Here is a 24,242-nt window from a genome sequence, read left to right on the forward strand (position 1 = left end):
GACCGATTTCTTCTTTTTTTAGGCATGCGACTTCTGGCCAGATGCATGCGATTACCACTCTTTGGTGAAGAAGCGCACTTTAAATCAAGTTTATCTACCTCGTAATCGTGAATGAACCAAAGTCAGATAACTTAAAACAGGTTTATCTACCTCGTAATCGTAAATGAACCAAAGTCAGATACTTTAAAGCAAGTTTATCTACCTCGTAATCGTAAATGAACCAAAGTCAGATACTTTAAAGCAAGTTTATCTACCTCGTAATCGTGAATGAACCAAAGTCAGATAACTTAAATCAGGTTTATCTACCTCGTTATCGTAAATGAACCAAAGTCAGATACTTTAAATCAAGTTTATCTACCTCGTAATCGTGAATGAACCAAAGTCAGATAACTTAAATCAGGTTTATCTACCTCGTTATCGTAAATGAACCAAAGTCAGATAACTTAAAACCGTGTTATCTACCTCGTTATCGCAAATGAACCAAAGTCAGATAACTTAAAACAAGTTTATCTACATGAATTGGAATCGGCGCGCCGATTCCATCCTTCTTAGATGATATTGAAATCGGGCACTGCCCGATTTCCTCCGCTGGGATTCCTCCCAAAAGAAAGAAGCTTGCCGTTTCGGCAAGCTTCTTTTTGTTAGTTGATGTTGATTTCTTTGACTGTTATTGCGTTGGTGCACCAGTCGATTTTGTCGGGATTGATGTGGCCGGTTTTTTCTTCCATGGCGTTGAGTGTGCCCATGGTGAGGCCAAATTTGATAGATTGTTCGGTGTCGTAGCCACGTTGAAATGCGGCAGCAAAGCCTGCTACGACGGAATCACCTGATCCGACTGGGTTGACGACGTCTACGGATGGAATGGTAGCGTCATAGATTCGGTCCTGGTGTCGGACGATGGCACCATCTCCGCCACGTGTGACGACGACCCATTCGACATCGTCAAAAATGGATGCTTGAATGGCTTCCACGATGCATTCCTTGGATTGGAAATCAGCTGAAATGAGTGCGGCAAGCTCTTCTGTATTTGGTTTTACGAGAAATGGCTTGTCATCGCCCCATAGTGCTTTTTCCAATGCGTCACCGCTCGTATCCAAGAGGGTGCGCTTGCCTTTTTCTTTGGCAATTTTTAAGAGCTGTTGATAGAAATCCTTGCCAAGACCTGCTGGCAGGCTACCGGAAATTGTAATCACATCACTTTTTTCGGCGACCTTGGCGAATTTTTCCAGAAATAAATTAGCTTCGTATTCGCTAATTTTCGGACCACTCTCGAGAATTTCTGACTGCTTGCCCTCATGTAAAATGGCGATGCAGTTGCGGGTTTCCCCGGAAATTTCAATGAACTGGTCCTGAATGCCCATTCCTGATAGCTCTGTGCGAATGAAGGATCCGAGGCTACCGCCTAAAAAGCCGGTTGCACCTGTCTCTTCTCCAAGCTGCTTCAGTACGCGAGCCACATTTAGTCCTTTTCCACCAGCTGTTTTGGATGTGTCGGATACGCGATTGACTGTATCCAATTCAAATGTATCCAGCTTATAGCTTATATCTACTGATGGATTCAATGTAACCGTTGCAATCATTTTCAAAAAACACTCCTCTATCCGCATTTCCATGCATGATGCTTGAGGTATTCTCTTCGCTGTTTAAGCATGTCATATTATTGTAGCATTACCGTGCACGGGCAGGCTACCGTTCTATTATTCTACTGCAGAGGCAGTTTTTTCCAATACACCATTCAGTTCTGTAATGTTTGCTTTACCAGTATCCTGTAACCACTGTACTGCTGCAGATTCGCCGCTTTCTTTATACGCATCTGCTGCACCGCTCCATGTTGCCCGGCCGCATAGCACGCCGTGGAATTTAGCACCAGCTTCTTTTGCGAATACAAGGGTATCCTGGAATAGCTGTGCAGATACGCCAGCACTTAGGAAAATGTATGGAATATTTGTTGCTTCACTTTGCTCCTTGAAGTATGCAGCTGCTTCTTCCTTCGTATACAATACTTCGCCGTCTGCATAGCCTTCTACAAAGCCCATGGTGACAGGTACTTCAACTTTAAGAACATCAACGTTGAAGCGTGGATCTGCATAATGTTTCATAGAGGAAATCACTTTTTGTGGCTTCACTTTCGCATATGCAGCACCTTTTACGTCTTCGATTTCTTCAGAATACGTAATGATTTCCAAGAAAAATGGAATTTCTTCTGCCTGACATTCAGAACCGATGCGCTCAATGAAAACATCCTTCTTCTCATTGATGCCACTTTCATCATCGATGTCATGATACAATAGCACCTTGATACCATCTGCACCTTTTTCAACAAGGCGTTTTACAGACCATTCTGGTAAAAGGCTTGGGAAACGTCCTTTTTCACTTGTGTCATAGCCAGTTTTTTCATAGGCAACGAGTAATCCGCAGCCTGCATCTTTTGCCGCTGCAGCTGGCCAACCGTACTCTGGGTCGAGCAAAATAGCAGAAGCATATTTCGTTAACTCGCTGGATACAAGTGTTTTAAAAGCTTCCATTTGTTCTGTTGTTGTTTCTTGGCCCATCATTCGCTTCAAAGCACCGCGCTGGTCAATTGCCAATGCGCTGAAATAACCACTGTCATTCATTAATTTTTGCAAACGTTGCTGTTTCAAATTTTCACCCATGATAAGAACTCCTTTTCACATTACGTTATTTTTTTGACTCAAAACGAATTTCTCCAGCGATTGCAGTAGCATGTACGTTAAAGCTGTCATCCATCGCTACGAAATCTGCTGTTTTACCTGATGCGATGCTACCAAATTGTTCTTCCAAGCCGAGGCTTGCTGCCGGTGATAAGGAGGCGCGATGCCACACATCATACAGCGGGCTGCCGCTCCAGGCTTGTAAATTTTTCACACCATTTTTCAAAAGTAATGTACTGCCTGCCAGTGAACCTGCTTCGGTACGAGCAATACCGTCCTGCATCACAACCGGGAATTCCCCTAGCATGTAATTACCATCCGGCATGTTGCCTGCTCGCATGCAGTCGGTGATGAGCACAAGCTTGTCCTGCTTGGTTGCGTAAGCGTGCGTGGCAACCTGTGGATGAACATGATGCCCGTCACAAATCATCTCCGCATAGGCTCGGGAATCGGTCAATGCTGCACCAACAACACCTGGTTCCCGGTGATGTAGACCGCGCATGCCGTTAAATAAATGCACATATTCCCGCGCACCTGCATCTACTAACTCCTGGCAGCAATCAAAGGTCGCATTTGTATGGCCTAAGCTGACAAGAACCTCTTTACTCATTTCCTTAGTAAATGCGGCAGCCTGATTACGCTCCGGTGCGATGGCGATCTTTACAATCGTGCCATCTGCGAGCTCCTGCCATTTATGAAATTCCGCTACGTCTGGATCACGGAAATAGGCCGGGTTTTGTGCGCCCTTATGCTCTTCGGTAAAATAAGGACCTTCAAGAAAAATCCCCGCTGACTGTGCACCTGACAATCCGGTTTCCACCGCTTTCCGGATCGAAACAATCGCTTGCTCTAAATCCGCTGGCGAGGACGTCAATGTCGTTGGTAAAAATCTCGTGACTCCAAGTGGCAGCAAAGCTTTCGATATTTCTTGAACAGCCTCGACCGTACCATCCATGATATCGTAGCCACCGATGCCATGGATATGGGTATCAAAAAGTCCTGGTGCTATCGTATAGTCGCTATAATCGATGATGTCCATTTCCGGCGGGGCTTCGGCTGTTATTTCACCGAAGCGCCCATCCTCTACAATAAGGTATCCCGGACCTGCTTCCTCCTGCTCGAGCAAAAATCGAGCTGCGTGGATTGCATACTTCATACGTATCGCTTCCTTTTTGATGGTTTATCGTTTGGTAAAAAGGCTGTCAGATTAGCCTTCGTAATCGTAAATGGTTACCCCTTTTACAACACGGTTGATACGGCCGGTTGGGCTTGGGTTATCCGGTGAGATGCCAAGCTGTACTGATTTTTTCAATGCCAATGCCTGACCGAATAGGATGTATAAAAGTGCCAACTGGAAGTCCGTCGTTAGACTTTCTTGGCCGAAGTTAACGGCTACCGTTACATCTGCTAGTTTTTCAATTTCTTCATCTGCCTGTTCTGTCAATACAACGACCTGAAGACCAGACTCATCCGCTGCAACCTCGCGTAAAATATCCATATCATACTTGCGTGTATATGGATCCTGTGACATGAATAACACGACAACGGATTTATCATTCAAAATCGACTTCGGACCGTGACGGAAGCCTAGAGAAGATTCATGAACCGCTACAACCTGTCCAGCGCTCAGCTCGAGCATTTTTAACGCTGCTTCATGTGCCAGCTGTCCAAGCAAACCAGACCCTAGATAAATGATCCGTTCAAAATCAAATTCCAATAGCTGATCAATTTGTGTAGTCATTTTATCCAGTAAGTGCTCGCCATTTGCAATCACTTTAGAGGAAGTATTGCCTGTAAATGGATGTACCGTAAATAATGCAAATGCAGCCAAAATCATGCTCGTAAAGCTACTTGTCATTGCCATCGATTTATCATTTGCTTCCTCTGGTGTGCAGAACGTAATGCTGCGCTCGTCCCCTTGAGTATTTTTTGCAAGCTGACCATCTTTATTACAAGTAATAACAACTTGATAAAAATCATCTACAAGCTTCGTACCTAGCTTCACTGCTGCAACACTTTCCGGGCTATTTCCAGAACGAGCGAATGATACGAGAATCGTCGGCTCATCCTTCATGAAAACGTTCGTCGGATTGGACACAATATCTGTCGTTGGAACCGATTCGAAATGAACATTTTTCTGATGCTGTGCGGAAAGTGCCGGTGCAATCGTGTCACCCGCAAATGCAGAAGTACCTGCACCTGTGAAAATAACGCGGACGCGATCATGTTTCGCATAGACATCCTCCAGGAAACCACGCGTTGATTCGCGCTGCTGAAATAATTCGGATAATGTTTTTTGCCATAGACCAGGCTGCTGGTAAATCTCGCGAGCCGTATGTCCTGCCATGCCTTCTTGTAATTGTTCTTCTGTTAGTTTAAACATGTGACAACCTCCATTATGATATTTATAATCGCCATATTGGTTATGACCAGTTGGCGCTTGTTCAAATGTTTTTACGTCAGCTCAACCGTGTAATCAAACTTATCCCCACGTGCGACACTGACGGTGTACTCCAATAATTGCTTGTTTTGATAGGCAAAACGCTTAATCAGCATTGCCGGTTGATTCTCGCGCATCTCCAGAAAGGCTCCCTCCTGCGCGCGTACCGCTGTCGCCGCAAATCGTTCCACAGCCTTCGTCACGGTAATCTGATAATCATCAGCGAACACATCATACATTGGTCGGTAAGTGAGGGCCTTCTCCGTCAAATTCGGAAATAATCGCGCCGGCAAATACGATGTCTCATACATGAGTGGTTCGCCATCCGCTAACCGCAGCCGCGTTACCTGATACGCATCCTCCTGATCATCCAGCCCCATCTTTTCTGCCAGCCGTTCATTCACTGCCAGCCGCTGAAACGACAGCACCTTCGTGGACGGTTCCTTGCCCATCGCCTTCATCTCTTCCGTGAAACTATACAGCTTCACCAAACGCTGATTATACGATTTCGGCGCAACAAACGTCCCCTTGCCATGCTCCTTATAGATGTAACCCTCGCGCTCCAGTTCCTGCAATGCCTGCCGAACCGTAATCCTGCTCAGTTCATACATCCCACATAGCTCACGCTCAGACGGCAGCTTCTCATATTCGCGATACTGACCCGCATTCATTTTCTTCACCAATACCTGCGTCAGCTGCAAATACAACGGCACCCTGCTCGCTTTATCTAATATAACCCCCAACCCCCCTCCAAATATAAAAATGCATTCTGTTCAACTGGTTATAACCAGTTACCCCGAGTATAGACCCTTTTTCACCAAATGTAAAGCCAATTGAAAAGGAAAAACGTAGAAATCGGGACGAGCCGATTTCAGTGGGATTGGGGTGGGTGGCGCTCGAGTTTGGGTGTTCGGCGCGCGAGTTGGGGTGCGTGGCGCTCGAGTTTGGGCGTTCGGCGCGCGAGTTTGGGTGGGTGGTGCTCGAGTTGGAGCGTTCGGCGCGCGAGTTGGGGTGCGTGGCACGCGAGTTGGGGCGTTCGGCGCGCGAGTTTGGGTGTTCCATGCGCGACCTTGCAGGGGGTCCAGGGTTTGGGTTTCTTAAATGATGTTGAAATCGGCCCGTGCCGATTTCTACCCTCTATATGCATGCGATTTCACCACCAACCCATGCGATTTTCATTATTAGGCGGAGTCACGTACTTTAAATCGGATTTAACTACCTCGTAATCATGAATGAACCAAAGTCAGATGCTTTAAATCAGGTTTATCTACCTCGTAATCACGAATGAACCAAAGTCAGATAACTTAAATCGGGTTTAACTGCCTCGTAATCATGAATGAATCAAAGTCAGATACTTTAAATCAGGTTTATCTACCTCGTAATCATGAATGAATCAAAGTCAGATACTTTAAACCGACTTAATTCACTTCATTTCCAAGATAAGCGACTTCTTGCCAAATCCATACGGGTTTCTGGTCTAATTGGGAGAAGAAGTTTTATTAGTTGAAATGCGGATGGAATCGGCATTCGCCGATTCCTTCTTTTTCAATTTTCTTCGCGAGGCGATGTGCGACTTTACAGAAACTCCAACGATGTTGAAATCGGCTGGTGCCGATTTCTTCCCCATGAACGCAACTACATCGCAGCTAGAATTTTTCCATCCTGTAAAATACAAAAATATCATTGAAATCGCCTCAAGACGATCCCTTCCCTATATCCATGATGCAGAAATCGGCGACGCCCGATTTCATCTTCTTTTCTCTAATGTCGTTTTATTTTGGGTGTTTGGGGAAGGCTTGTAGTATACAAACTTCGGGGAAAGGGTTGGGTATGATGGTCGTTTCGAATAAATGGCGGCTGGCTGCTTCAGTTGCAGTGCCGCTGATTGGAGGCACGATTGCCGGAACGCTCGCAACGAAATCAGCGAAGCGAAAATATCATCGGTTGGACACGCCTCGTTTTTCACCGCCTTCTTGGGTATTTCCGGTTGCATGGACAAGTTTATATGTAACGATGGGAACTGCTAAATATCTTTTTGACAAGGAAAAAAAGCCCGCTGCCTTGCAACAGCAAGCGAACATGACTTACTCTGTGCAGCTTGGGCTCAATTATTTGTGGTCATTTTTATTTTTTCGTTGGAATTTACGTGGCACTGCTTTCATTGAAGCTGCCATGCTCTGGTCTGCGGTTACCTTGAATACGTATTATTTTTACCGAAAAAGTCGCCTTGCAGGTACGTTAATGATTCCTTATATTGCATGGGTGTCCTTTGCGCTGGCTCTAAATTATGTTGTTTGGAAGGATAATCAAGACGTATAGGAAATAAAAACAGATACCTGTACAGTGATGTATACGGGTATCTGTTGAAATTTTTTAAATATATTTCTTAATTAAGATAATTAAAATAACATTCGAATGCCTAATCCAATTAAGAGTAAGGACAGAAGCTGCACAATTAAACGACCGGACATGCGGTTCGATACGAATACACCGATTTGTGCACCGATCATTGCACCTAATCCTCCCCAGAATGCTGCTAACCAATCGACGTTCCCGTTGAAAATATGGATTCCAACACCGAACGAAGAGTATAGGCATAAAGCAAATACAGAAGTCGCCGTCGCACGGTGTGGCACAACCTTATAAAGATACATCAAGATTGGTACCATCAGCCAGCCTCCGCCAATGCCGAAAAATGTCGAAACGGTTCCCATAAAAATACCGAGCATCAAAATACCTGCCCAGTAACCTGGTGAATGATATTGCTTCACTTCCAGCTCCGATTTCGGCGCGGAAGATGCACCTTTGCGATTTTTAATTTGCAGAAAGATTCCTAGTCCAATCAATACACAGGCAAAAATCGTGTAAAACTGGGCTGTGGATACGAATTTTGTTAAATATGCACCGAGAAATGACCCAGGAAATGCACCAATGGTTAGGAAGATTGCCAGCTGGTAATCGATTCGCTTTTGCTTTGCAAAGCCCGCCACACCAGACAGGGAGTTTACCATTACTATCACTAGCCCGGTTCCTGCCGCAAGATGTGGTGGCATATTCATAATCAACAGCAATGCTGGTACAAATATAAACCCTCCACCTGCTCCAACCATAATTCCATATGCGCCAGAGAAAAGTCCAATTAATAATAGTATAATTCCTTCCATTCACACACCGCTCTCTATCGAATTCGGTTGACATACATGGCGTATGCCGTTGTCTGATGTCATCTATTTTCCAACTTATCAACTACCAAAGAAAAGAACCCGAGCAGGGTTCGACAACATCATATCTACTTCTAGCTTACCGCGGATAACGTGATTTTGCAAATGATGCCATATGTTTTTTTTATAAAAATTTTGTGACAATGATTGGTTTTATCCATCATTCCATAAAGAAATTACTACTTGTTCACAAAAATTTCCCGAAACGATTTTTGCATTGCCATTAGGGTGTTCTATTGGACATCAAAAAGCAAAATCCATTGATTTTTGCATGTTTTTACGTTAAAATGGATATAGATTAAAAAAGAGGAAGGACTGCAATCCTCCCTCTTGCTGCCTCAGCCGTACAGGCGGTGGTTGTCACAATTTTATTTTCTATGAGAACCACCCTGCTTCTGACGGCGTTGGGTGGTTTTCTCATTTTTAAAATCTTTTTTGTTTCAAAAAAAGAGAAAGGATAAAAGATGTTAAACATCTCCTATCTTTTCCCATAGGATCATTCATTTTTTGCAATAGCCATCCTCCAGCTGTTTGGATGCTTTTATTTTGTACTGTCGCGTATGATTAATTCCGTTGCAATATAGGTTGTTTTTGCGATGGTTCTACCTTCCAAACGTTCAATCAGCATATTCACTGCTGTTTCACCCATGAGCTCGGTATGTACGCGGATTGTGCTCAGTGGCGGGTACATATGCTTGGAAATGGAAATATCGTTGATACCAATAATGCTGACGCGTCCTGGTATATTGATATTCGCTTCATGCAAAGCGCGCAAACTTCCGACCGCCATGACGTCACTACTGACCAGAAATGCCGTTGGAAGCGCGTCACCTAATTCTTCAATTGCTTGCTTCATTAAGTGGTAACCATTTTTCACAGAAAAACCACGGCTGAACACATTGGCCTCATTGTACAAACCTTTTTCCTGTAAATAGGTAACAAAAGTATGTTCGCGCGGATCGATTTTCGGAGTTCGTTCCCCACGCGGCTGTTCTTTCCCGCCGATAAAGCCGATATTTTGATGACCTGTGTCCAAAAAGTGATCCAGAATTTTTTTAGTCGCATGGTTAAAATCGATGACGACGGAGTCAAATGCCTCGACATCTGGTTTATGGTCCACAAAAACAACACGAGGATTTATGTTCACAAGCGCCTCGACCTGCTTAGTACCAAATTTACCGACGGCGATAATTCCTTCCACCTCATTCGGAATAATATCATCAATATTATCGTAGAAAAAGATTTCCATATTCATATCCAACTCTTTGCATCGCCGCTCGATGCCAAGTCGAATGGATAAATAATATAAATCATTTAGTTCCTCTTGCTCTGTATACCAATGCACGACAGCCATCTTCTTGCCAGTGAACTGTCGGTTGATTTTCTTCTTGTAGTTGAGTGCCTCTGCAGATTCAAAAACCCGTCGCTTCGTTTCATCGGAAACAGACAAACTGGCGTCATAATTCAGCACGCGTGATACAGTTGCTGGGGATACCCCTGCTTGTTTTGCTATATCTTTAATTGTAGCCACTTTTTTATCCACCCCAAATATACATCTGTCTAATCCTATTCTACCATGTTTTTACTATAATGGTGTTGAATGTTTTTTGTTTCATACAAACGACCCACTCAAGTTCAGCCTTGCCACAAAAACGAAACCGATAACTTCATGAATGATGATGAAATTGGCCACAGTCAATTTCTACATTTCTTTATTGGTGTGCATGGAGGGTGCCCACGGAGATCGGTTGAGATGGTGCGCAAGCATGGTGAACTCGAGCACCAATCGCCGGAACTCGAGCACCAACCAGACAAAGGCGAGCGCCGAACGACGGAACTCGCGCGCCAACCACCCCGTCTCGCGCATCAGCTTCCCCACCATATTAGAAAGGAATCGGCGTGCCGATTCCTTCTGTCCTGCTTGGGTTGCTTATTCATGTGGTTGAAATCGGCTGTCTCCGATTTCGGTGTTATGCTTTTCTGGCTAGCTGTTCTTGGTAGAATTGGTCAATTTCGATTACTTTTCCTGCTTCGACGCGGGATGCTTCTGCGGCGAATGCGAGCAGGTGGCTTTCTAAAGACACGGCTGCGGATGAGCTTGTTGCTGCGCCTGGTTCTTTTCTGACTGCGCTGAGGAAGTCGCTAACGATACCTTCGTCTCCCCCGCCGTGTCCGCTCATTGTTGTTGGTAGTTTGGTTACTTTTTCTTGCTTGGTTAGGAAGTCAAAAACAGAGATTTCATTTTCATCCATTTTGCCGCGGATTTCTCCTTTTGTTCCCATGATTTGGACAATTCTTGTTTGTTCACGAGTGAAGCCGCACATGCTGAAGGTGGCGGTTGCGCCAGTTTCGAATTCCAGATTGACCACTTGATGGTCCACGACATTATTGTCTGAACGATACACACATTTGCCGTATGGTGTTGTGTTCAGCGCATGGATAATGCCTTCGCGGGAGTCGTCAGTTGTAAATTTGCGTGCCCAGCCGCGGCCTTCGCCTAAATAATATCTGCCGGCATGGAATGGGCATTCATTTGCCACGGGACATCCGTCCAAGCAACGCTCTGGTGCGCCCTCTGGTGCATTTTCTTCGCAGAAATGCATGAGCGAACCGAATGAGCTGACTTGCTTACAGCGCTGGTCCATCAAATACATCAGAATATCCATGTCATGGCAGGATTTTTGTAAAATCATCGGGCTGGTGACATCACTATTATTCCAGTTTCCACGTACAAAGCTGTGTGACATATGCATGATTTCCACATTTTCATTCAGTTGTATCGAAACAATTTCACCAATATCGCCGGATTCAATGACCTTTTTAATGGCCCGCCAAAACGGTGTATAGCGCAGCACGTGGCAAATTGTCAGCATGCGGTCATGCTTTTTCGCTGCTTCTGTCATTTCAATACATTCTTTGGGATCGGGTGACATCGGTTTTTCTAGTAAAATATGATAGCCTTTTTCGATTGCGGCCATGGTAGGTTCATAATGTCCCTTATCCAATGTGCAAATGAAGGCAACATCCGCCTCCACATCCGCTGCGAGCAGCTCCTGCCATGTGTCGAAGCACTGACTTTCATCCAGGTCATACTGCTCTACAAAAATGTCACGTCTATCCTTATTTGGTTCGGCAACGGCTACAAATTCCAGCTCATGGGGATAGTTTCTAGCATATGGTGCATATGCCTTGGCCCCTCTGTCACCGGCTCCGATGAGAATTGCTTTTGTTTTTGTCATGCGAAAACTTCCTTTCTGTCTATTCTTGTATGATATTTTTCAAGTTTGTATGTTTTACGATGATTTGGTTTCCTTTATGTTCAACACATCCGATTGCAGGAGGCCCGCTTTCGTCATCTGTGCATAGTATAGTGTTGGCTCGATGTCTGCTGCATAGCGATTATTTGCAATCAGCACGTGCTGGCAGGCAATCAATTCAAAGGTAGCTGTCTCGCGCTCTGTTTCATGTGCTTCGCCGACAATGGTTTCTGGTATCGATGTGTCTCTCGCTGGCGTATACGGATAAATTTCATTATTAACAAAGGTTAAATGATCCACGCTTTTTGCTGCCAGTACAGATTCATGCTCCATATAAAAAGTGTTTTCTTCGATGCGAATGTTTTTATGAATCGTATTCGTCACCGGTGGCAATGTATTTCCATAGGTGATGGGATCAATTCGAATGGCAGCGTTACGCCATGGTGCGCCGCCAACCTTGGTCACATAAAACGTATTATTGCGAATCGTCGTATTACGAATCGGGCCGGATTCATACCAGAAATGGGAATCATTTGATAAATAAATACAATCCATCGCCATATGCTTGAACACATTTCCTTCGATGAGTACACTTTTTCTCGTCGTGCAAAGAATCCCACGTGTGGAGATGGTCTCAAAATGATTGTCCTTGATACAAACGGACGGCGTAAACGTAATATTTTCTGCGACAAACATCGGTTCTTTGTCCGTCAAATACGTAGCAAGATCATCTGGCAATTTCTCCTCAAATGTGACGCGCATCGATCGCATATCATTGCCTTGTTCACCAGGGTGAACGACCTTTTTTACGGTATATATTTGACCATTGTCTTCCCCAGGCACAAGCAGGTCCCGGCGATAAAACATCACCTGGTTCCCAACATAATATTGTGGGAATCCCCCTTGCTGACGCTGGATATATTTTAAAAGCAAGGTGTGGTCATCGATTTTTTCCTCTACGCGCGTAAAGGTTCCATGCACATTAATTGGGTCGTCATGGGCTTGTTTAAAAGTACAGCCCTCGATATGCACATGTCCGCCGGCACCGGAAAAATGAATGCAATCCGCATAACCTGACGTATGGCGCTCTGATTCCGGTCTCGTTTGGAACGTACAATCATAATAGGAAACATGATGCGACATTTGGGTTAGCCAGCCAAACGCATGCATATAATGCACATGAACCTGTTCGATGACGGTGTGCGCACTTTCCCAAATAAATGCCCCCGCCGTTTCCCTTCTTGGCGTCGAGCAAAATTCAAATACAAGCCCTTGCTTATGCAAGTGGGGTCTGTTTTGATCATAATAAATGCGAATGGTAGTGTCGTCTAACTGCTCAACCTTTGTACGATGCTCCGCAAATGGGCCGAGTTCCAACGCATAGCGCCTTGTGATATTTCGATCAGGATGGTACGCGACCAAGGTCCAACCGTTTTTATGATTCTTATCCTGCCAATAATAGGTCTGACTGGTCGGATCCACGGCACTGTTCCAAATAACGTCCCTTTCATTATCGGCAATCTCATGGGAAAAACAGGCTGGCATGTAAAAGTCGGTATATTCTCCACCTTCCCAAGTGCCTACATCTGACACGGTCATTTCTATCGTTGTCGGATCGGCAAAATCCCAGGAAAAATCATATAAATGAATGTTTTTCGATTTGACAACGGCCAATGCCATGCAATCGCCATGAATCATAAACAGTGAACCATTTCCATTGATGATGACATCTGATTGTTCCTCGAGAAGCAGTGCGATGTGCTTGATTGGAAATTCAATGCTGTTCGTGTTCGATGTATGGTACTCCCGTTGCTGCGCGGTGCCTTTTTGCAATTGATAGGTACCTGTTGGAAAATCAATCACGACTAATTCAGTAACTTGCTTAGCCGCTTCAAATGCTTGCCAAATTGCTGTTGTACTATCTGTTTTACCGGTTGGATCCGCTCCAAAATCCGTGACACAGATGGTGTGCTGACATGCTTGGATGGCAGCTTTTATATTTTTCCTCGACAAAAGTGTTCCCTCCGTCACCAGTGCTTCCTTTTTAAGAAGCGTAAAGGGGAAACATGAACGTTCCCCCGAATTTTTTGCTTCTATACGCTGCTGGCATTAATTTTTTTCATAACGCTCCAAGGCTTGTTCTTTGATTTTCATATATTCTTCCAATCCCATTTTTTCAATGGTATCGACATATTTATCCCATTCTGAAAAAGGTACGTCGCCGGAAATGAATTTGTCACGCATTTCCAGTGCATATTTTTCAATATCAGCACCAGTCGATGCAAGCACACGATTTTCTTCCGCTGTATGGGTGAAAGTTGGCCATGCTTCCTCAATCATATATGGCTCCAATTTCTTCGCAGATTCAGCCGATTTCGGTGAGTTTTCCAGACCTTGGAACAGTTCTGCCTTCACATATCCTGGGTAACCGCCACCAGGCCATGTCAAATATTTAGCCAATTCCTGTTCAAAGGAAAGTCCTTCTTCACTTTTGGTAATTTTATCGAGATATTTCAACTCGCCATCTTCTGTTGACGTGCGGCGCTTGGCGTGGGATGCACCGGTTGATGCTTCACGCACATTTGATGAAAGTTAATTTAATTTATATAAGGTTCTCCCCTCCCTTATATGACGCAAAGCCGTTCCAGTGTACATACTGGAATCAATTGAAGCATCAGCCAGGTTCACAAGGTTGTGAGCCTCTGATACCGTTTCCATTTTTTGATTCCAAAACTGTCGTTATTGGCTATGCGCTGCTTCATCAACTTTTTCCGTGTGTTCCCTGTTGTTCATCTTACTCGTAAATTCACGTTGAAAAAATTTAATAAAACTTTTACTAATTGTTTTCATCCTAGCATAGAGTGAGTTTTCTGTCTATATGAATTCCGACAATTAATGGGATGAAATCGGTGGCTGCCGATTTCCACATCATTGGATTTTTTTTAGTAAGGACGGAATCGGCGCGCCGATTCCTACTGCATTTTTTTATTGGGAAGACGATTTATGGCTGGGTGACGCTAGGATTTACAGTGAAGTCGTATAGATTTGGTCCAGGGTTGCTTACTTTGGTAAAAGAGGTGGATTAAATCAATTTAATGTGTCTGACTTTGGGTCATTCACGATTACGAGGTAGATAAACGTGATTTAAGTTATCTGACTTTGAGTCATTCGCCATTACGAGGTAGATAAACAGCATTTAAGTTATCTGACTTTGAGTCATTCACAATTACAAGGTAGATAAACGCGATTTAAGTTATCTGACTTTGGGTCATTCACGATTACGAGGTAGATAAACACGATTTAATGTATCTGACTTTGATTCATTCACGATTACGAGGTAATTAAACTGCATTTAATGTATCTGACTTTGGTTCATTTGCGATTACGAGGTAGATAAACACGATTTAAGTTATCTGACTCTGGGTCATTCACGATTACGAGGTAATTAAACTGCATTTAATGTATCTGACTTTGGTTCATTTGCGATTACGAGGTAGATAAACACGATTTAAGTTATCTGACTTTGAGTCATTCACAATTACAAGGTAGATAAACCCAATATAATGTCCGCGACTTCGCCTAAAAGTGAAAGTCGCATGGGTTTGGCCGGGAGTCGCATACCTTCGCTGGAAAGTCGCATAAGTTTGGCATGAAGTCGCATGCCTTTTGGCGGAAGTCGCATGGGTTGGTGGCAGACTCGCATGCCTTGACCCCAAACTCGCATGCTTATGCTCGAAAGTCGCATGCCTTGACCTCAAAGTCGCATGCCTATGCTCGAAAGTCGCATGCCCACATTTCAATGTCGCGCACCGAACACACGAAGTCAAGCGTCAACCAGCCAAACTCACGCACTAACCACACGAACTCACGCACCAACCACGGCAGCTCGAGCGTGGATTGCATCGACTCGCGCACCAACTCCACCTCCCTAACGATCACCCCGAATGAGAATGAAATCGGCCAGCCGATTTCTACCGACATAAAAAATGGAATCGATGTGTCGATTCCTGCCAATAGAATCTCTTCAAGTGGAAAGGAATCGGTTCACCGATTCCTTCATGTGATTTCTTTTGGTTCGTTGTGGTGCTGGTAGTATTTGGCGAAGTCGCTTGGTAGAACGTTGGTGTAGCGTTTGAATACTTTGATGAAATAACGATAGTTGCTGAAGCCGACGTCGAGTGCGAGCATCGAGATTTTGCAGTCGCCTTGGCGCAGCATTTCGATGGCGCGGTGGACGCGGTAGCGATTTAAGAATTCATTAAAGGTGTAGGTGGTGCTTTCCTTGAATTTATTATTTAAGTAGGTGGCGCTGCGGTCGAGCGCTTCCACCAGGTCGTTCATGCTAATTTTTTGGTCATAATTTTCCTGTACATAGGCAATCATCTGCGCGACATGGCTGGATGGATGCTGTTGTTTATTCCATACGTGCATGTCGAGTACATGCAGTTCATCTGGTTGTTTGGCGGATGTTTGCAGCAGTTGTAATTTCTGTTTTTGCTGAACCCTTTCTTTAGCATGTTCCACCGCTGCCCGCAGCTCGCGGTGGTCGACTGGTTTCAGCAAGTATTCAATGACACGATATTCGATAGCACGCTTAGCATATTGAAAATCATCATAGCCGGACAGGATGATGATGCTGAAAGGTGGCTCTTCGTCGTAGGTTGCGAGCATTTCCAACCCACTCATGATCGGCATGTTGATATCAAGCAGGACAATGTCTGGTTCAATCGCTGCGATTTGTTCCAAGCCCTCTTTGCCATTGCTTGCTTCACCAGCTACGACACAATTGAGCGCCGTCCAGTCCATCATATAATGCAGTCCATTGCGAATCATATCTTCATCTTCCACAATTAATACCTTATACATCGATTTTCGCTCCTTTGTATGGCATCTTTATCGTTACAGTGGTGCCGACGCCGATTGAGCTGTCGATTTGAATCCCATAATCCTCACCATATTGCAGCACCATTCTGCGGTGCGTATTGTACAATCCGATACCAATATCCAAATTGGTGCTGTCCATCGTTTTTAAATTTTCACGGATGGCTGCAAGTTTCTCGGCTTCGATACCAGGGCCATCATCCTGAACGGAGAACACGATTTGATTACCCTTAATTTTGGCGCTGATTAAGATATGCAGATGTGTTTTTGTTTGATAGCCGTATTTTATTGCATTTTCGATTAATGGCTGCAGTAGTAAGCGCGGTACGAAAATCGGGCGTACGGTATCAGCAACGTCCAGCTCATAATCCAGTCGATCCTGGAATCGGTATTGATGCAGCTGCAAATAATCGACGATATAATTTAAATCCTGCTCGAACGGAACGAGCTGATCATCCTTATGAATGCTGTAACGTAAAAGCCGTGACAAGGAAAAAATAATTTCCTGTGCCTGTTCCCGGTCAATAAACATCGTATAGCGTAACGTTTCCAGTACATTAAACATAAAATGCGGATTGAATTGGCTTTCCAACAATTTAATTTCCTTGATACGGCGAATATTGGATAGTTCACGGTTTTTCTCCATTAATTCATTTAAATTATCAAGCATCTTATTATAATGCTGCGCCAACATCTCAAATTCATCACCCGTCTGGATGTGCACGTAAGCCGTCATATCCCCTTTTTCCAATTTAGTGACCGCCTGCATGAGTTTATCGATGGAGGCTGCATTTTGGGAGGACATTTTTTCGGCTAAATTTTTCAACAGGAAAAATAATAGAACACCGATTAAGGCGAGAAAAATAACGTATAAATAAAAAACGAGATGATCATTTTTCATATTTTTTAATGCATAAATGGAAAAATCGCCTGCCGCAATTTTACTCATATAATAATTATCATCTTTGATTTTGACATAGTGATCATGGTAATGCTCGGGACTGAATTTATTCATTAAGCCGACGACGATGCTGTTGGTCGAAGCAATAATATAATCATAGTCATCCGCCAGCACGATGATATCTGCCTTTTTGCCAAATATGAGCCGCTCCAAATCTTCCTCATACAGCTGATAAATTAAATAACCAGCCACTTGTCCCTCCTGCATGACTGCCTTGCCGATGGTAAATGACGCTACCTTGCCATTGATAAATTCAGTTCGGTTGGCATCCATATAAATTTCTTCCGGATTTTTATCAATCCAGGGCAGGATATCACGGATAATTTTCTTATTCAGCTCATGATCCGATGGAATCGTTTGGGCCAAAAAAACATCCCGTTTATCGACAAAATGGAAGGCGCTCTTCACTGTTTGTTGATTATTAAAATTATAAAATTCCTCGTACACATAATGATTTTTGCTGCTGGAGCGCAGTGTTTCTTTTACTGCTGATGCATTCGCCATGTACTCCAGCTCATCAAGATAGGTTTGGTACACAGTCATGATTTCTGATTCAACCTGCTGTGCGGACTGCTTCGTGTCATGTATCGCTTTAATTTTGAAGACGAAAACGGTGAACACAAGAAACAAGATAATAATGAGCAGGATGGGGATGACGGTATATTTTAAAAATAATGCCCTCGTCGCATCCTTGAAGTTTTTCCCTTGCAGGGGTTTCATCCCATCCCCTCCTCTTCTAAAGCTATTATACTATGGATAGCGAAAGGAATAATGCATCTGAGCCTGCAGATACATTATTCCCTTTATGCATGTTTATATCGATACTTCCTTCTGCCCGGTAAGCTTGAAGAAAATGAGCAGGGAAATGATGGTGATGGCGATTAAGATTGTCGAAAGTGCTGCAGCAATGCCATAATTTCCGCGGACAACCTCTGTATAGACAGCAATCGTCATCGTTCTTGTTTTTGCTGTATAGAGAATAATTGACGTACTCAATTCACTAATAATCGTGACCCAGCTTAATATTGCCCCGGAAATAACGCCGGGTATCATCATCGGTAATGTGATGCGGGTAAATGTCTTTAACGTTGATGCACCAAGGCTTGCCGATGCTTCTTCGACACTTGGGCTAATTTGGTGGACAATTGCCGCACTTGATCGAATCGTGTAGGGCAGTCGCCTGATGACAAAGGAGATGACCATAATTGCTGCTGTTCCGCTTAATAATAATGGCTTGCTATTGAAAGCTAAGAGCAGCGCAATCCCCATGACCGAGCCTGGCACGATGTACGGCACCATGGAAATGACATCAAGTGCATTCGTTGCCGAGGTTCGTTTCCTTACCGTAACATACCCGATGAAAATGGCAATGATGACGACAAAGACGATTGCAGTCAAACCGAGCATAAATGTATTCAGGATCGCATCGCCCACCCGGTCGAAGGCTTGACGGAAGCTGTCCAAGGAATAGCCTTTGACAAAAATCCGCCCCGATGTTTTCAAAAAGGCCGTATACACAACGTAAAGCTGTGGTAAAATAGCCAGCGCAATGAAGCCATACACGTATACATGAGAGAGGAAATTTTTCATGCCGGATTCCTTTTTCTCTTTAATCGGATGCAAGGCATTCATTGAAAAGGACTTGCGATTGGAAATATATTTTTGAATGAGGAAAATGGTCAGCGCAATAATGATGACGATGACACTGATTGCTGCTGCAAAGCCGTCATTTCCACCCATTTCACTAATAAACTCATTAAAAATCAGCACTGGCAGCGTCATGAAGCCTTCCCCAATTAACATTGGTGTACCAAAGTCTGCCAAAGCACGCATGAATACCATCAAGGCACCCGCTAAAATTGTTGGTACGATCAAAGGCATGACTACTTTGACCAGCTTGCTGATCCCGGTATAGCCCATGCTTTCGGCGGCCTCGAGTAAGGAATTATCAATGCTTTTCAACGCGCCCATTAAAAACATATAAATCAATGGAGTCAGCTGTAAGGTGAGCACAAGGGTAATTCCAAGAAAACCATAAATATCTGGTGTACCAAGATGGAATACATCGCGCATAAAGTTGGTCACTACCCCATTACGACCGAGCAATAAAATCCACGAGTAGGCGCCGATAAATGGTGGTGCCATTGAAGAAATCAAAATTAAAATCTGTAAATAGATTTTCCCTTTGATTTTCACCGTTGTCATAATGTAGGCGAGCGGTGTTGCCAAAATAACTGAGGCGATGGTTACCGCAACAGTTACCTTCATACTATTAAATAGAGCACCATAGTAATACTTTTTTCCAAAAAATTTGAAGAAATAATCCATAGAGAAGGCGCCGTCTTTTCCCGCTGTAAAGCTTTCCTTCAATAGGGCAATGAGCGGAAATACGAGTACAAAGGCATAAATCACAATTATTCCCAGCGTAATGAGTGACCACATGTCTCTTTTTTTCGCTAGATTAGATACCATTGTCAACACCTTCAATCACATTCATTTCCGTTTCAAAATCAAAGATATTGATTTTTTGTTTCTTGATTTGCAGCTTCACTTTTGTACCTGGTTCGATTGTTTCACCAATCATCGATTCTTGAATGACTTCGACTTTTTCACCTGATTTCAACCGCACAAAATAATGAACATTGAGACCGAGGAATATGTTTTCCAATACCTCTGCTTCCATGCCAACCGTATTATCCGGATCAATAATGAATTCTTCCGGACGAATCGAAAGCTTAACCGAAACCTTGCCACTGTCTTTCGGAATGGTTAAATGGTCGATGTCCACCTGATAATCGGTATCTAAATGAAGAACATGCCGATCGGCTTGCCCAGTAATCTCCCGTTCTAAAATATTGGTGCGACCGATGAAGCTGGCGACGAAGATATTCGCTGGTCGTTGGTAAATCGATTGCGGCGTACCAATTTGCTGAATCTCGCCAAGATTCATGACGGCAATTCGGTCTGAAACCGCCATGGCCTCCTCTTGGTCATGGGTTACATAAACCGTCGTAATCCCTACTTCATGCTGAATATCTTTGATTGCATTCCGCATGTCCACCCGCAGCTTGGCATCGAGGTTAGAAAGCGGTTCATCCATCAGCAATACGCTCGGCTCGATGACAATGGCCCGCGCCAGCGCGACACGTTGCTGCTGACCACCAGATAAATTTTCTGGAAGGCGGTCGGCAAACTGTTCGATTTGCACCACTTGAAGCATGTTGTTCACACGTTTATCTATTTCATCCTTTGGTACCTTGCGATTGCCCAGACCAAAGGCGACATTTTTTCGTACAGTTAAATGTGGAAATATCGCATAGTTTTGGAAAACCATCCCAATATTTCGATGCTGAGGAGAAATTTGATTGATCACTTTGTCATCAAAGCTAATTTCTCCCCCCTCGATACTGTTGAATCCAGCGACCATCCGCAAAAGGGTCGTTTTACCGCACCCTGATGGACCAAGCAATGTGAAAAATTCACCCTTCTTAATCTGAAAGGACAGCCCTGGAATCACAGTGACATCCCCATACTTTTTTACGACATTTTTAAAATCAATTGAAATACTCACTGCAATCCCCTTCTCCCATGCTGCTATTTTGATAAGGGTCCGACCCCGAACATCGGTATCGAACCCCCTGTTTGTTTGTCGATTATTTAAAATTTTGCATTACTGTGCATCTGTAAACACGTCGATGTATTTTTCAATAATTTCATCACGATTTTCTTTTACGTAATCTTCATCTTCCTCGATGACATGGATCTCAGATAGTGGTGTCATATGATCACCAAGTTTTACCCCTTTACGAAGTGGGCGGTTTGTTAGTTCGGTACCAAATGCGTCCTGTGCTTCCTGACCGATAACAAAGTCAACAAACTTCTTCGCATTTTCCATGTTTGGTGCATCCTTCACAATTTCGACCCCTGCATCCAAAAATACCGTTCCTTCTTCTGGATAAATAATTTCGACTGGCGCTCCATCACGCACATAGCTTGCAGATGGATCCTCATAGGTTAAACCAACTACATACTCTCCGTCAGCTACTCCTTTGTGCACCGCACCAGAGCCACTTGCGACTTTTCCATCCAGATTTTCAACAAGCTTTGCGACATAATCCCAGCCAGCATCGGATTCATAATCGCCACCCATTGCCAGCAGCATATTCGTCAGCTGTGCAAATGCGGAGCTGGAGCTTGCTGGATCTGCCGCAGCAATTTTTCCTTTTAGTTCCGGGTTTAATAAATCCGCATAGCCATTGATTTCAATGTCACCAATCAAATCTGTATTGACGAGCAGCACACTGCCATCGGCAATAATTGGCGTCAAGAATCCGCTATCATTTTTATGACCATCTTCCATCTCTTTATCATTATCAGAAACATATTCTTCAAATAATTCCGGGTAACCAAGTGCTTGTGCCTTACTTCCACCAAACATCACGTCCGCATACGGATTATCCGCTTCCGACTGTATTCGTTTGATCAATTCCCCTGTCCCAGCGGAGATGAGCTCCACTTTAATTCCTGTTTCCTTTTCAAACATCGGTATTATCGTATTGACAATATCCTCACTGTTCGGAGAGTAAATGACCAACTTGTCTTCATCAGCCTTGTCTCCCCCACAAGCTGCGAGCGCAACCATTAACCCCAATATTGCAACCAAGCCCATTAACTTTCTCATGCTTTGACCTCCCTATGTTTATCACTTGCTCCTTTATTATAAAAGCGCGGGTAAGCGGTTACAATGCCACAAAACAACACAATTGTCTACTATTGAACACGTATGATGAGGCTTGACTACCTCCTAATGGTGGAATCGGCCAAAGTCACGTGCTTTAAATTGGGTTTATCTACCTCGTAATCGTGATTGAACCAGAGTCAGATAACTTAAATCACGTTTAACTGCCTCCTAATCACGAATGAACCAAAGTCAGATAACTTAAATCATGTTTAACTACCTCGTAATCGTGATTGAACCTAAGTCAGATAACTTAAATCATGTTTAACTGCCTCGTAATGGCGAATGAACCTAAGTCAGATAACTTAAATCACGTTTAACTGCCTCGTAATCGTGATTGAACCAAAGTCAGGTAACTTAAATCACGTTTAACTACCTCGTAATCGTGATTGAACCAAAGTCAGGTAACTTAAATCGGGTTTAACTGCCTCCTAATCACGAATGAACGAAAGTCAGATAACTTCAATCGGGTTTATCTACCTCGTAATCGTGATTGAACCAAAGTCAGATAACTTAAATCGGGTTTATCTACCTCGTAATGGCGAATGAACCTAAGTCAGATAACTTAAATCACGCTTAACTGTCTCGTAATCATAGATTCAGCCTAAGTCACATCCTTTACATTCACCACAGACAAAACGGTGAATCAACTTTCTTTTCTAGTTCTATTTTCGGACGGCTAAAAGCACTATTTTCGATCTGTTTTGGGCTGTTTTTCGGGTCAAACTGTCGTAACGGGAACCGTTGATTTTGTGCACTTTGCCGAAAAGAAAGGGCATACAAAAAATCTCTTGAATTTACGGGATACGTCACGTAAAATAAGACTTAGTTAAATTAATTAATAAATTTCTACAAATAGCGATATCATTGGAAGGAGAAACAATATGGACAATCTGAAATCGGCATTCCAAAAGGTATTTGGCAGCACGGATTTGGCGCGGTTATTTTTTGCTCCGGGACGGATTAATTTGATTGGTGAACATACCGATTATAATGGTGGGCATGTTTTCCCTGCTGCTATTTCTTATGGCACTTATGCTTTGGCAAAAAAGCGTTCAGATAAGCAGCTGCGTTTTTATTCGATGAACTTTGAACAGGACGGCATCCACACAAGCTCACTGGATGATTTGGACTACAAGGAGGAAGATGGCTGGTCCAATTTTCCAAAGGGGATGATTCAGGCGCTTATCAAAGATGGATACACCATTGATGCAGGTATGGATATATTATTTTACGGAAATATACCTAATGCTGCGGGGCTATCCTCTTCTGCTTCCATTGAGTTGGTGACTGGTGTGATGTTGGAAGGATTATTTGAACTCGATATCGACCGGATTCGGATGGTTCAATTGGGCCAGCAGGTTGAAAATAATTACATCGGAGTCAATAGTGGCATCATGGATCAATTTGCGGTTGGCATGGGACGAAAAAACCATGCTATGCTGCTGGATTGTGATACGCTAGAATATCAGTATGCGCCAATTGTTTTGCAGGATCATGATATTATCATCATTCATACAAATAAAAGTCGGACGCTTGCTGGATCGAAATATAATGAACGACGTGCGCAATGTGAACAGGCTTTGGCTGACTTGCAAAAAACGCTTGATATTACAAGTCTTGGTCAGCTTACTGTGGAAAAGTTTGATGCCCATTGTGAGCAAATTTCCGATCCGATTCATCGGAAGCGCGCCAAGCATGCCGTTTATGAAAACGCACGTACACTGGAGGCACTGGAAAAGCTGCAGCAAAATGATTTGGTCGCATTTGGTCAGCTCATGAATGCATCCCACGAATCTTTGCAACAGGATTATGAAGTGACTGGAATCGAATTGGATACAATTGTTGAGGCAGCTTGGAAGCAGCCAGGTGTTCTGGGGGCGCGGATGACGGGTGCCGGTTTTGGCGGTTGTGCCATTGCAATTGTCGAAAAAAATCAGGTTGCGAATTTTGAAGAACAGGTGAATGCGATTTATCGGGAACGGATTGGCTATGATGCGACATTTTATTTAGCAGCTATCGGTGACGGTGCGAAAGAAATTACAGAGGACACACAATCAGCAAAGTAATTA

Annotated in this window: 20 protein-coding genes; 4 read left to right on the plus strand and 16 right to left on the minus strand. The window is 43.7% G+C overall.

Translation table 11 applies throughout. From position 1 onward, the window contains the following. Positions 1 to 641: 641 nt before the first annotated feature. The 5 genes from pfkB to DX933_RS16435 all read right to left on the minus strand — a co-directional run bounded on the left by pfkB (position 642) and on the right by DX933_RS16435 (position 5,813). Positions 642 to 1,607, minus strand: a complete 966-nt coding sequence (gene pfkB, locus DX933_RS16415; protein ID WP_397316780.1) for a 1-phosphofructokinase — start codon at positions 1,605 to 1,607, stop codon at positions 642 to 644. A 90-nt stretch (positions 1,608 to 1,697) separates the two neighbouring features. Next, positions 1,698 to 2,657, minus strand: coding sequence for a tagatose-bisphosphate aldolase (gene lacD, locus DX933_RS16420; protein WP_397316800.1), 960 nt, complete (start codon positions 2,655 to 2,657; stop codon positions 1,698 to 1,700). A 22-nt stretch (positions 2,658 to 2,679) separates the two neighbouring features. Then, positions 2,680 to 3,828 (minus strand): N-acetylglucosamine-6-phosphate deacetylase, encoded by a 1,149-nt coding sequence (gene nagA, locus DX933_RS16425; RefSeq protein ID WP_123317515.1) that lies wholly within the window; start codon positions 3,826 to 3,828, stop codon positions 2,680 to 2,682. A 51-nt stretch (positions 3,829 to 3,879) separates the two neighbouring features. Continuing rightward, a complete protein-coding gene (locus tag DX933_RS16430; RefSeq protein WP_123317516.1) occupies positions 3,880 to 5,055 on the minus strand; it encodes an SIS domain-containing protein in 1,176 nt (391 codons plus the stop codon). Positions 5,056 to 5,126: 71 nt separating this feature from the next. Then, positions 5,127 to 5,813, minus strand: a complete 687-nt coding sequence (locus DX933_RS16435) for a GntR family transcriptional regulator (RefSeq protein WP_263363205.1) — start codon at positions 5,811 to 5,813, stop codon at positions 5,127 to 5,129. A 184-nt stretch (positions 5,814 to 5,997) separates the two neighbouring features. On the opposite strand from DX933_RS16435, the gene DX933_RS18520 reads away from it, so the two are divergent. From DX933_RS18520 to DX933_RS16445, 3 genes are all read left to right on the plus strand, one after another. Beyond that, positions 5,998 to 6,213 (plus strand): hypothetical protein, encoded by a 216-nt coding sequence (locus tag DX933_RS18520; RefSeq protein ID WP_190279567.1) that lies wholly within the window; start codon positions 5,998 to 6,000, stop codon positions 6,211 to 6,213. Between the two features lie 380 nt (positions 6,214 to 6,593). Next, positions 6,594 to 6,914 (plus strand): hypothetical protein, encoded by a 321-nt coding sequence (locus tag DX933_RS16440; protein ID WP_145962289.1) that lies wholly within the window; start codon positions 6,594 to 6,596, stop codon positions 6,912 to 6,914. A gap of 31 nt (positions 6,915 to 6,945) precedes the next feature. Beyond that, positions 6,946 to 7,431 (plus strand): TspO/MBR family protein, encoded by a 486-nt coding sequence (locus DX933_RS16445; protein ID WP_223806012.1) that lies wholly within the window; start codon positions 6,946 to 6,948, stop codon positions 7,429 to 7,431. Positions 7,432 to 7,511: 80 nt separating this feature from the next. Here the strand turns inward: DX933_RS16445 and DX933_RS16450 are convergent, their stop codons facing one another. The 11 genes from DX933_RS16450 to DX933_RS16495 all read right to left on the minus strand — a co-directional run bounded on the left by DX933_RS16450 (position 7,512) and on the right by DX933_RS16495 (position 22,113). Then, positions 7,512 to 8,276 carry a sulfite exporter TauE/SafE family protein gene (locus tag DX933_RS16450; RefSeq protein ID WP_123317519.1) on the minus strand — a complete coding sequence of 255 codons (765 nt, stop codon included), beginning with the start codon at positions 8,274 to 8,276 and terminating at the stop codon, positions 7,512 to 7,514. A 598-nt stretch (positions 8,277 to 8,874) separates the two neighbouring features. After that, positions 8,875 to 9,864 (minus strand): LacI family DNA-binding transcriptional regulator, encoded by a 990-nt coding sequence (locus tag DX933_RS16455; protein WP_123317520.1) that lies wholly within the window; start codon positions 9,862 to 9,864, stop codon positions 8,875 to 8,877. Between the two features lie 439 nt (positions 9,865 to 10,303). Beyond that, the gene (locus DX933_RS16460; protein ID WP_123317521.1) at positions 10,304 to 11,572 is read right to left on the minus strand and encodes a Gfo/Idh/MocA family protein; all 1,269 of its coding nucleotides are present in this window, start codon (positions 11,570 to 11,572) and stop codon (positions 10,304 to 10,306) included. Positions 11,573 to 11,626: 54 nt separating this feature from the next. After that, positions 11,627 to 13,603 carry a right-handed parallel beta-helix repeat-containing protein gene (locus tag DX933_RS16465; RefSeq protein WP_190279568.1) on the minus strand — a complete coding sequence of 659 codons (1,977 nt, stop codon included), beginning with the start codon at positions 13,601 to 13,603 and terminating at the stop codon, positions 11,627 to 11,629. Positions 13,604 to 13,699: 96 nt separating this feature from the next. After that, a complete protein-coding gene (locus tag DX933_RS16470; protein WP_145962290.1) occupies positions 13,700 to 14,107 on the minus strand; it encodes a type 2 periplasmic-binding domain-containing protein in 408 nt (135 codons plus the stop codon). Between the two features lie 1,251 nt (positions 14,108 to 15,358). Then, the gene (locus DX933_RS18270; RefSeq protein ID WP_145962291.1) at positions 15,359 to 15,604 is read right to left on the minus strand and encodes a hypothetical protein; all 246 of its coding nucleotides are present in this window, start codon (positions 15,602 to 15,604) and stop codon (positions 15,359 to 15,361) included. Between the two features lie 42 nt (positions 15,605 to 15,646). Continuing rightward, entirely contained in the window at positions 15,647 to 16,456 is an 810-nt protein-coding gene (locus tag DX933_RS16475) for a response regulator transcription factor (protein WP_123317524.1), read from the minus strand. Further along, positions 16,449 to 18,152 (minus strand): sensor histidine kinase, encoded by a 1,704-nt coding sequence (locus DX933_RS16480; RefSeq protein WP_123317525.1) that lies wholly within the window; start codon positions 18,150 to 18,152, stop codon positions 16,449 to 16,451. The genes DX933_RS16475 and DX933_RS16480 overlap by 8 nt, the downstream gene beginning before the upstream one ends. Positions 18,153 to 18,245: 93 nt before the next feature. Beyond that, complete coding sequence (locus DX933_RS16485) at positions 18,246 to 19,904, minus strand: ABC transporter permease (RefSeq protein ID WP_123317526.1); 1,659 nt, start codon at positions 19,902 to 19,904, stop codon at positions 18,246 to 18,248. Further along, complete coding sequence (locus DX933_RS16490; RefSeq protein WP_123317527.1) at positions 19,894 to 21,003, minus strand: ABC transporter ATP-binding protein; 1,110 nt, start codon at positions 21,001 to 21,003, stop codon at positions 19,894 to 19,896. Before DX933_RS16490 ends, DX933_RS16485 begins: the two co-directional genes overlap by 11 nt. 99 nt (positions 21,004 to 21,102) lie before the next feature. Further along, positions 21,103 to 22,113 (minus strand): extracellular solute-binding protein, encoded by a 1,011-nt coding sequence (locus tag DX933_RS16495; protein ID WP_123317528.1) that lies wholly within the window; start codon positions 22,111 to 22,113, stop codon positions 21,103 to 21,105. Between the two features lie 941 nt (positions 22,114 to 23,054). Between DX933_RS16495 and DX933_RS16500 the strand changes: the two genes are divergently transcribed. Continuing rightward, positions 23,055 to 24,239, plus strand: a complete 1,185-nt coding sequence (locus tag DX933_RS16500) for a galactokinase (protein ID WP_123317529.1) — start codon at positions 23,055 to 23,057, stop codon at positions 24,237 to 24,239. Positions 24,240 to 24,242 lie beyond the last annotated feature (3 nt).

This window comes from Ornithinibacillus gellani, assembly GCF_003730295.1.
GTDB classification, from domain to species: Bacteria; Bacillota; Bacilli; order Bacillales; family Amphibacillaceae; genus Ornithinibacillus_A; species Ornithinibacillus_A gellani.

Bases quoted from the DNA above. Each gene is read 5' to 3' on its own strand.
- pfkB (WP_397316780.1), bottom strand. From the start codon at position 1,607: ATGCGGATAGAGGAGTGTTTTTTGAAAATGATTGCAACGGTTACATTG.
- nagA (WP_123317515.1), bottom strand. From the start codon at position 3,828: ATGAAGTATGCAATCCACGCAGCTCGATTTTTGCTCGAGCAGGAGGAA.
- DX933_RS16430 (WP_123317516.1), bottom strand. From the start codon at position 5,055: ATGTTTAAACTAACAGAAGAACAATTACAAGAAGGCATGGCAGGACAT.
- DX933_RS16445 (WP_223806012.1), top strand. From the start codon at position 6,946: ATGGTCGTTTCGAATAAATGGCGGCTGGCTGCTTCAGTTGCAGTGCCG.
- DX933_RS16450 (WP_123317519.1), bottom strand. From the start codon at position 8,276: ATGGAAGGAATTATACTATTATTAATTGGACTTTTCTCTGGCGCATAT.
- DX933_RS16460 (WP_123317521.1), bottom strand. From the start codon at position 11,572: ATGACAAAAACAAAAGCAATTCTCATCGGAGCCGGTGACAGAGGGGCC.
- DX933_RS16475 (WP_123317524.1), bottom strand. From the start codon at position 16,456: ATGTATAAGGTATTAATTGTGGAAGATGAAGATATGATTCGCAATGGA.
- DX933_RS16480 (WP_123317525.1), bottom strand. From the start codon at position 18,152: ATGAAACCCCTGCAAGGGAAAAACTTCAAGGATGCGACGAGGGCATTA.
- DX933_RS16485 (WP_123317526.1), bottom strand. From the start codon at position 19,904: ATGGTATCTAATCTAGCGAAAAAAAGAGACATGTGGTCACTCATTACG.
- DX933_RS16495 (WP_123317528.1), bottom strand. From the start codon at position 22,113: ATGAGAAAGTTAATGGGCTTGGTTGCAATATTGGGGTTAATGGTTGCG.
- DX933_RS16500 (WP_123317529.1), top strand. From the start codon at position 23,055: ATGGACAATCTGAAATCGGCATTCCAAAAGGTATTTGGCAGCACGGAT.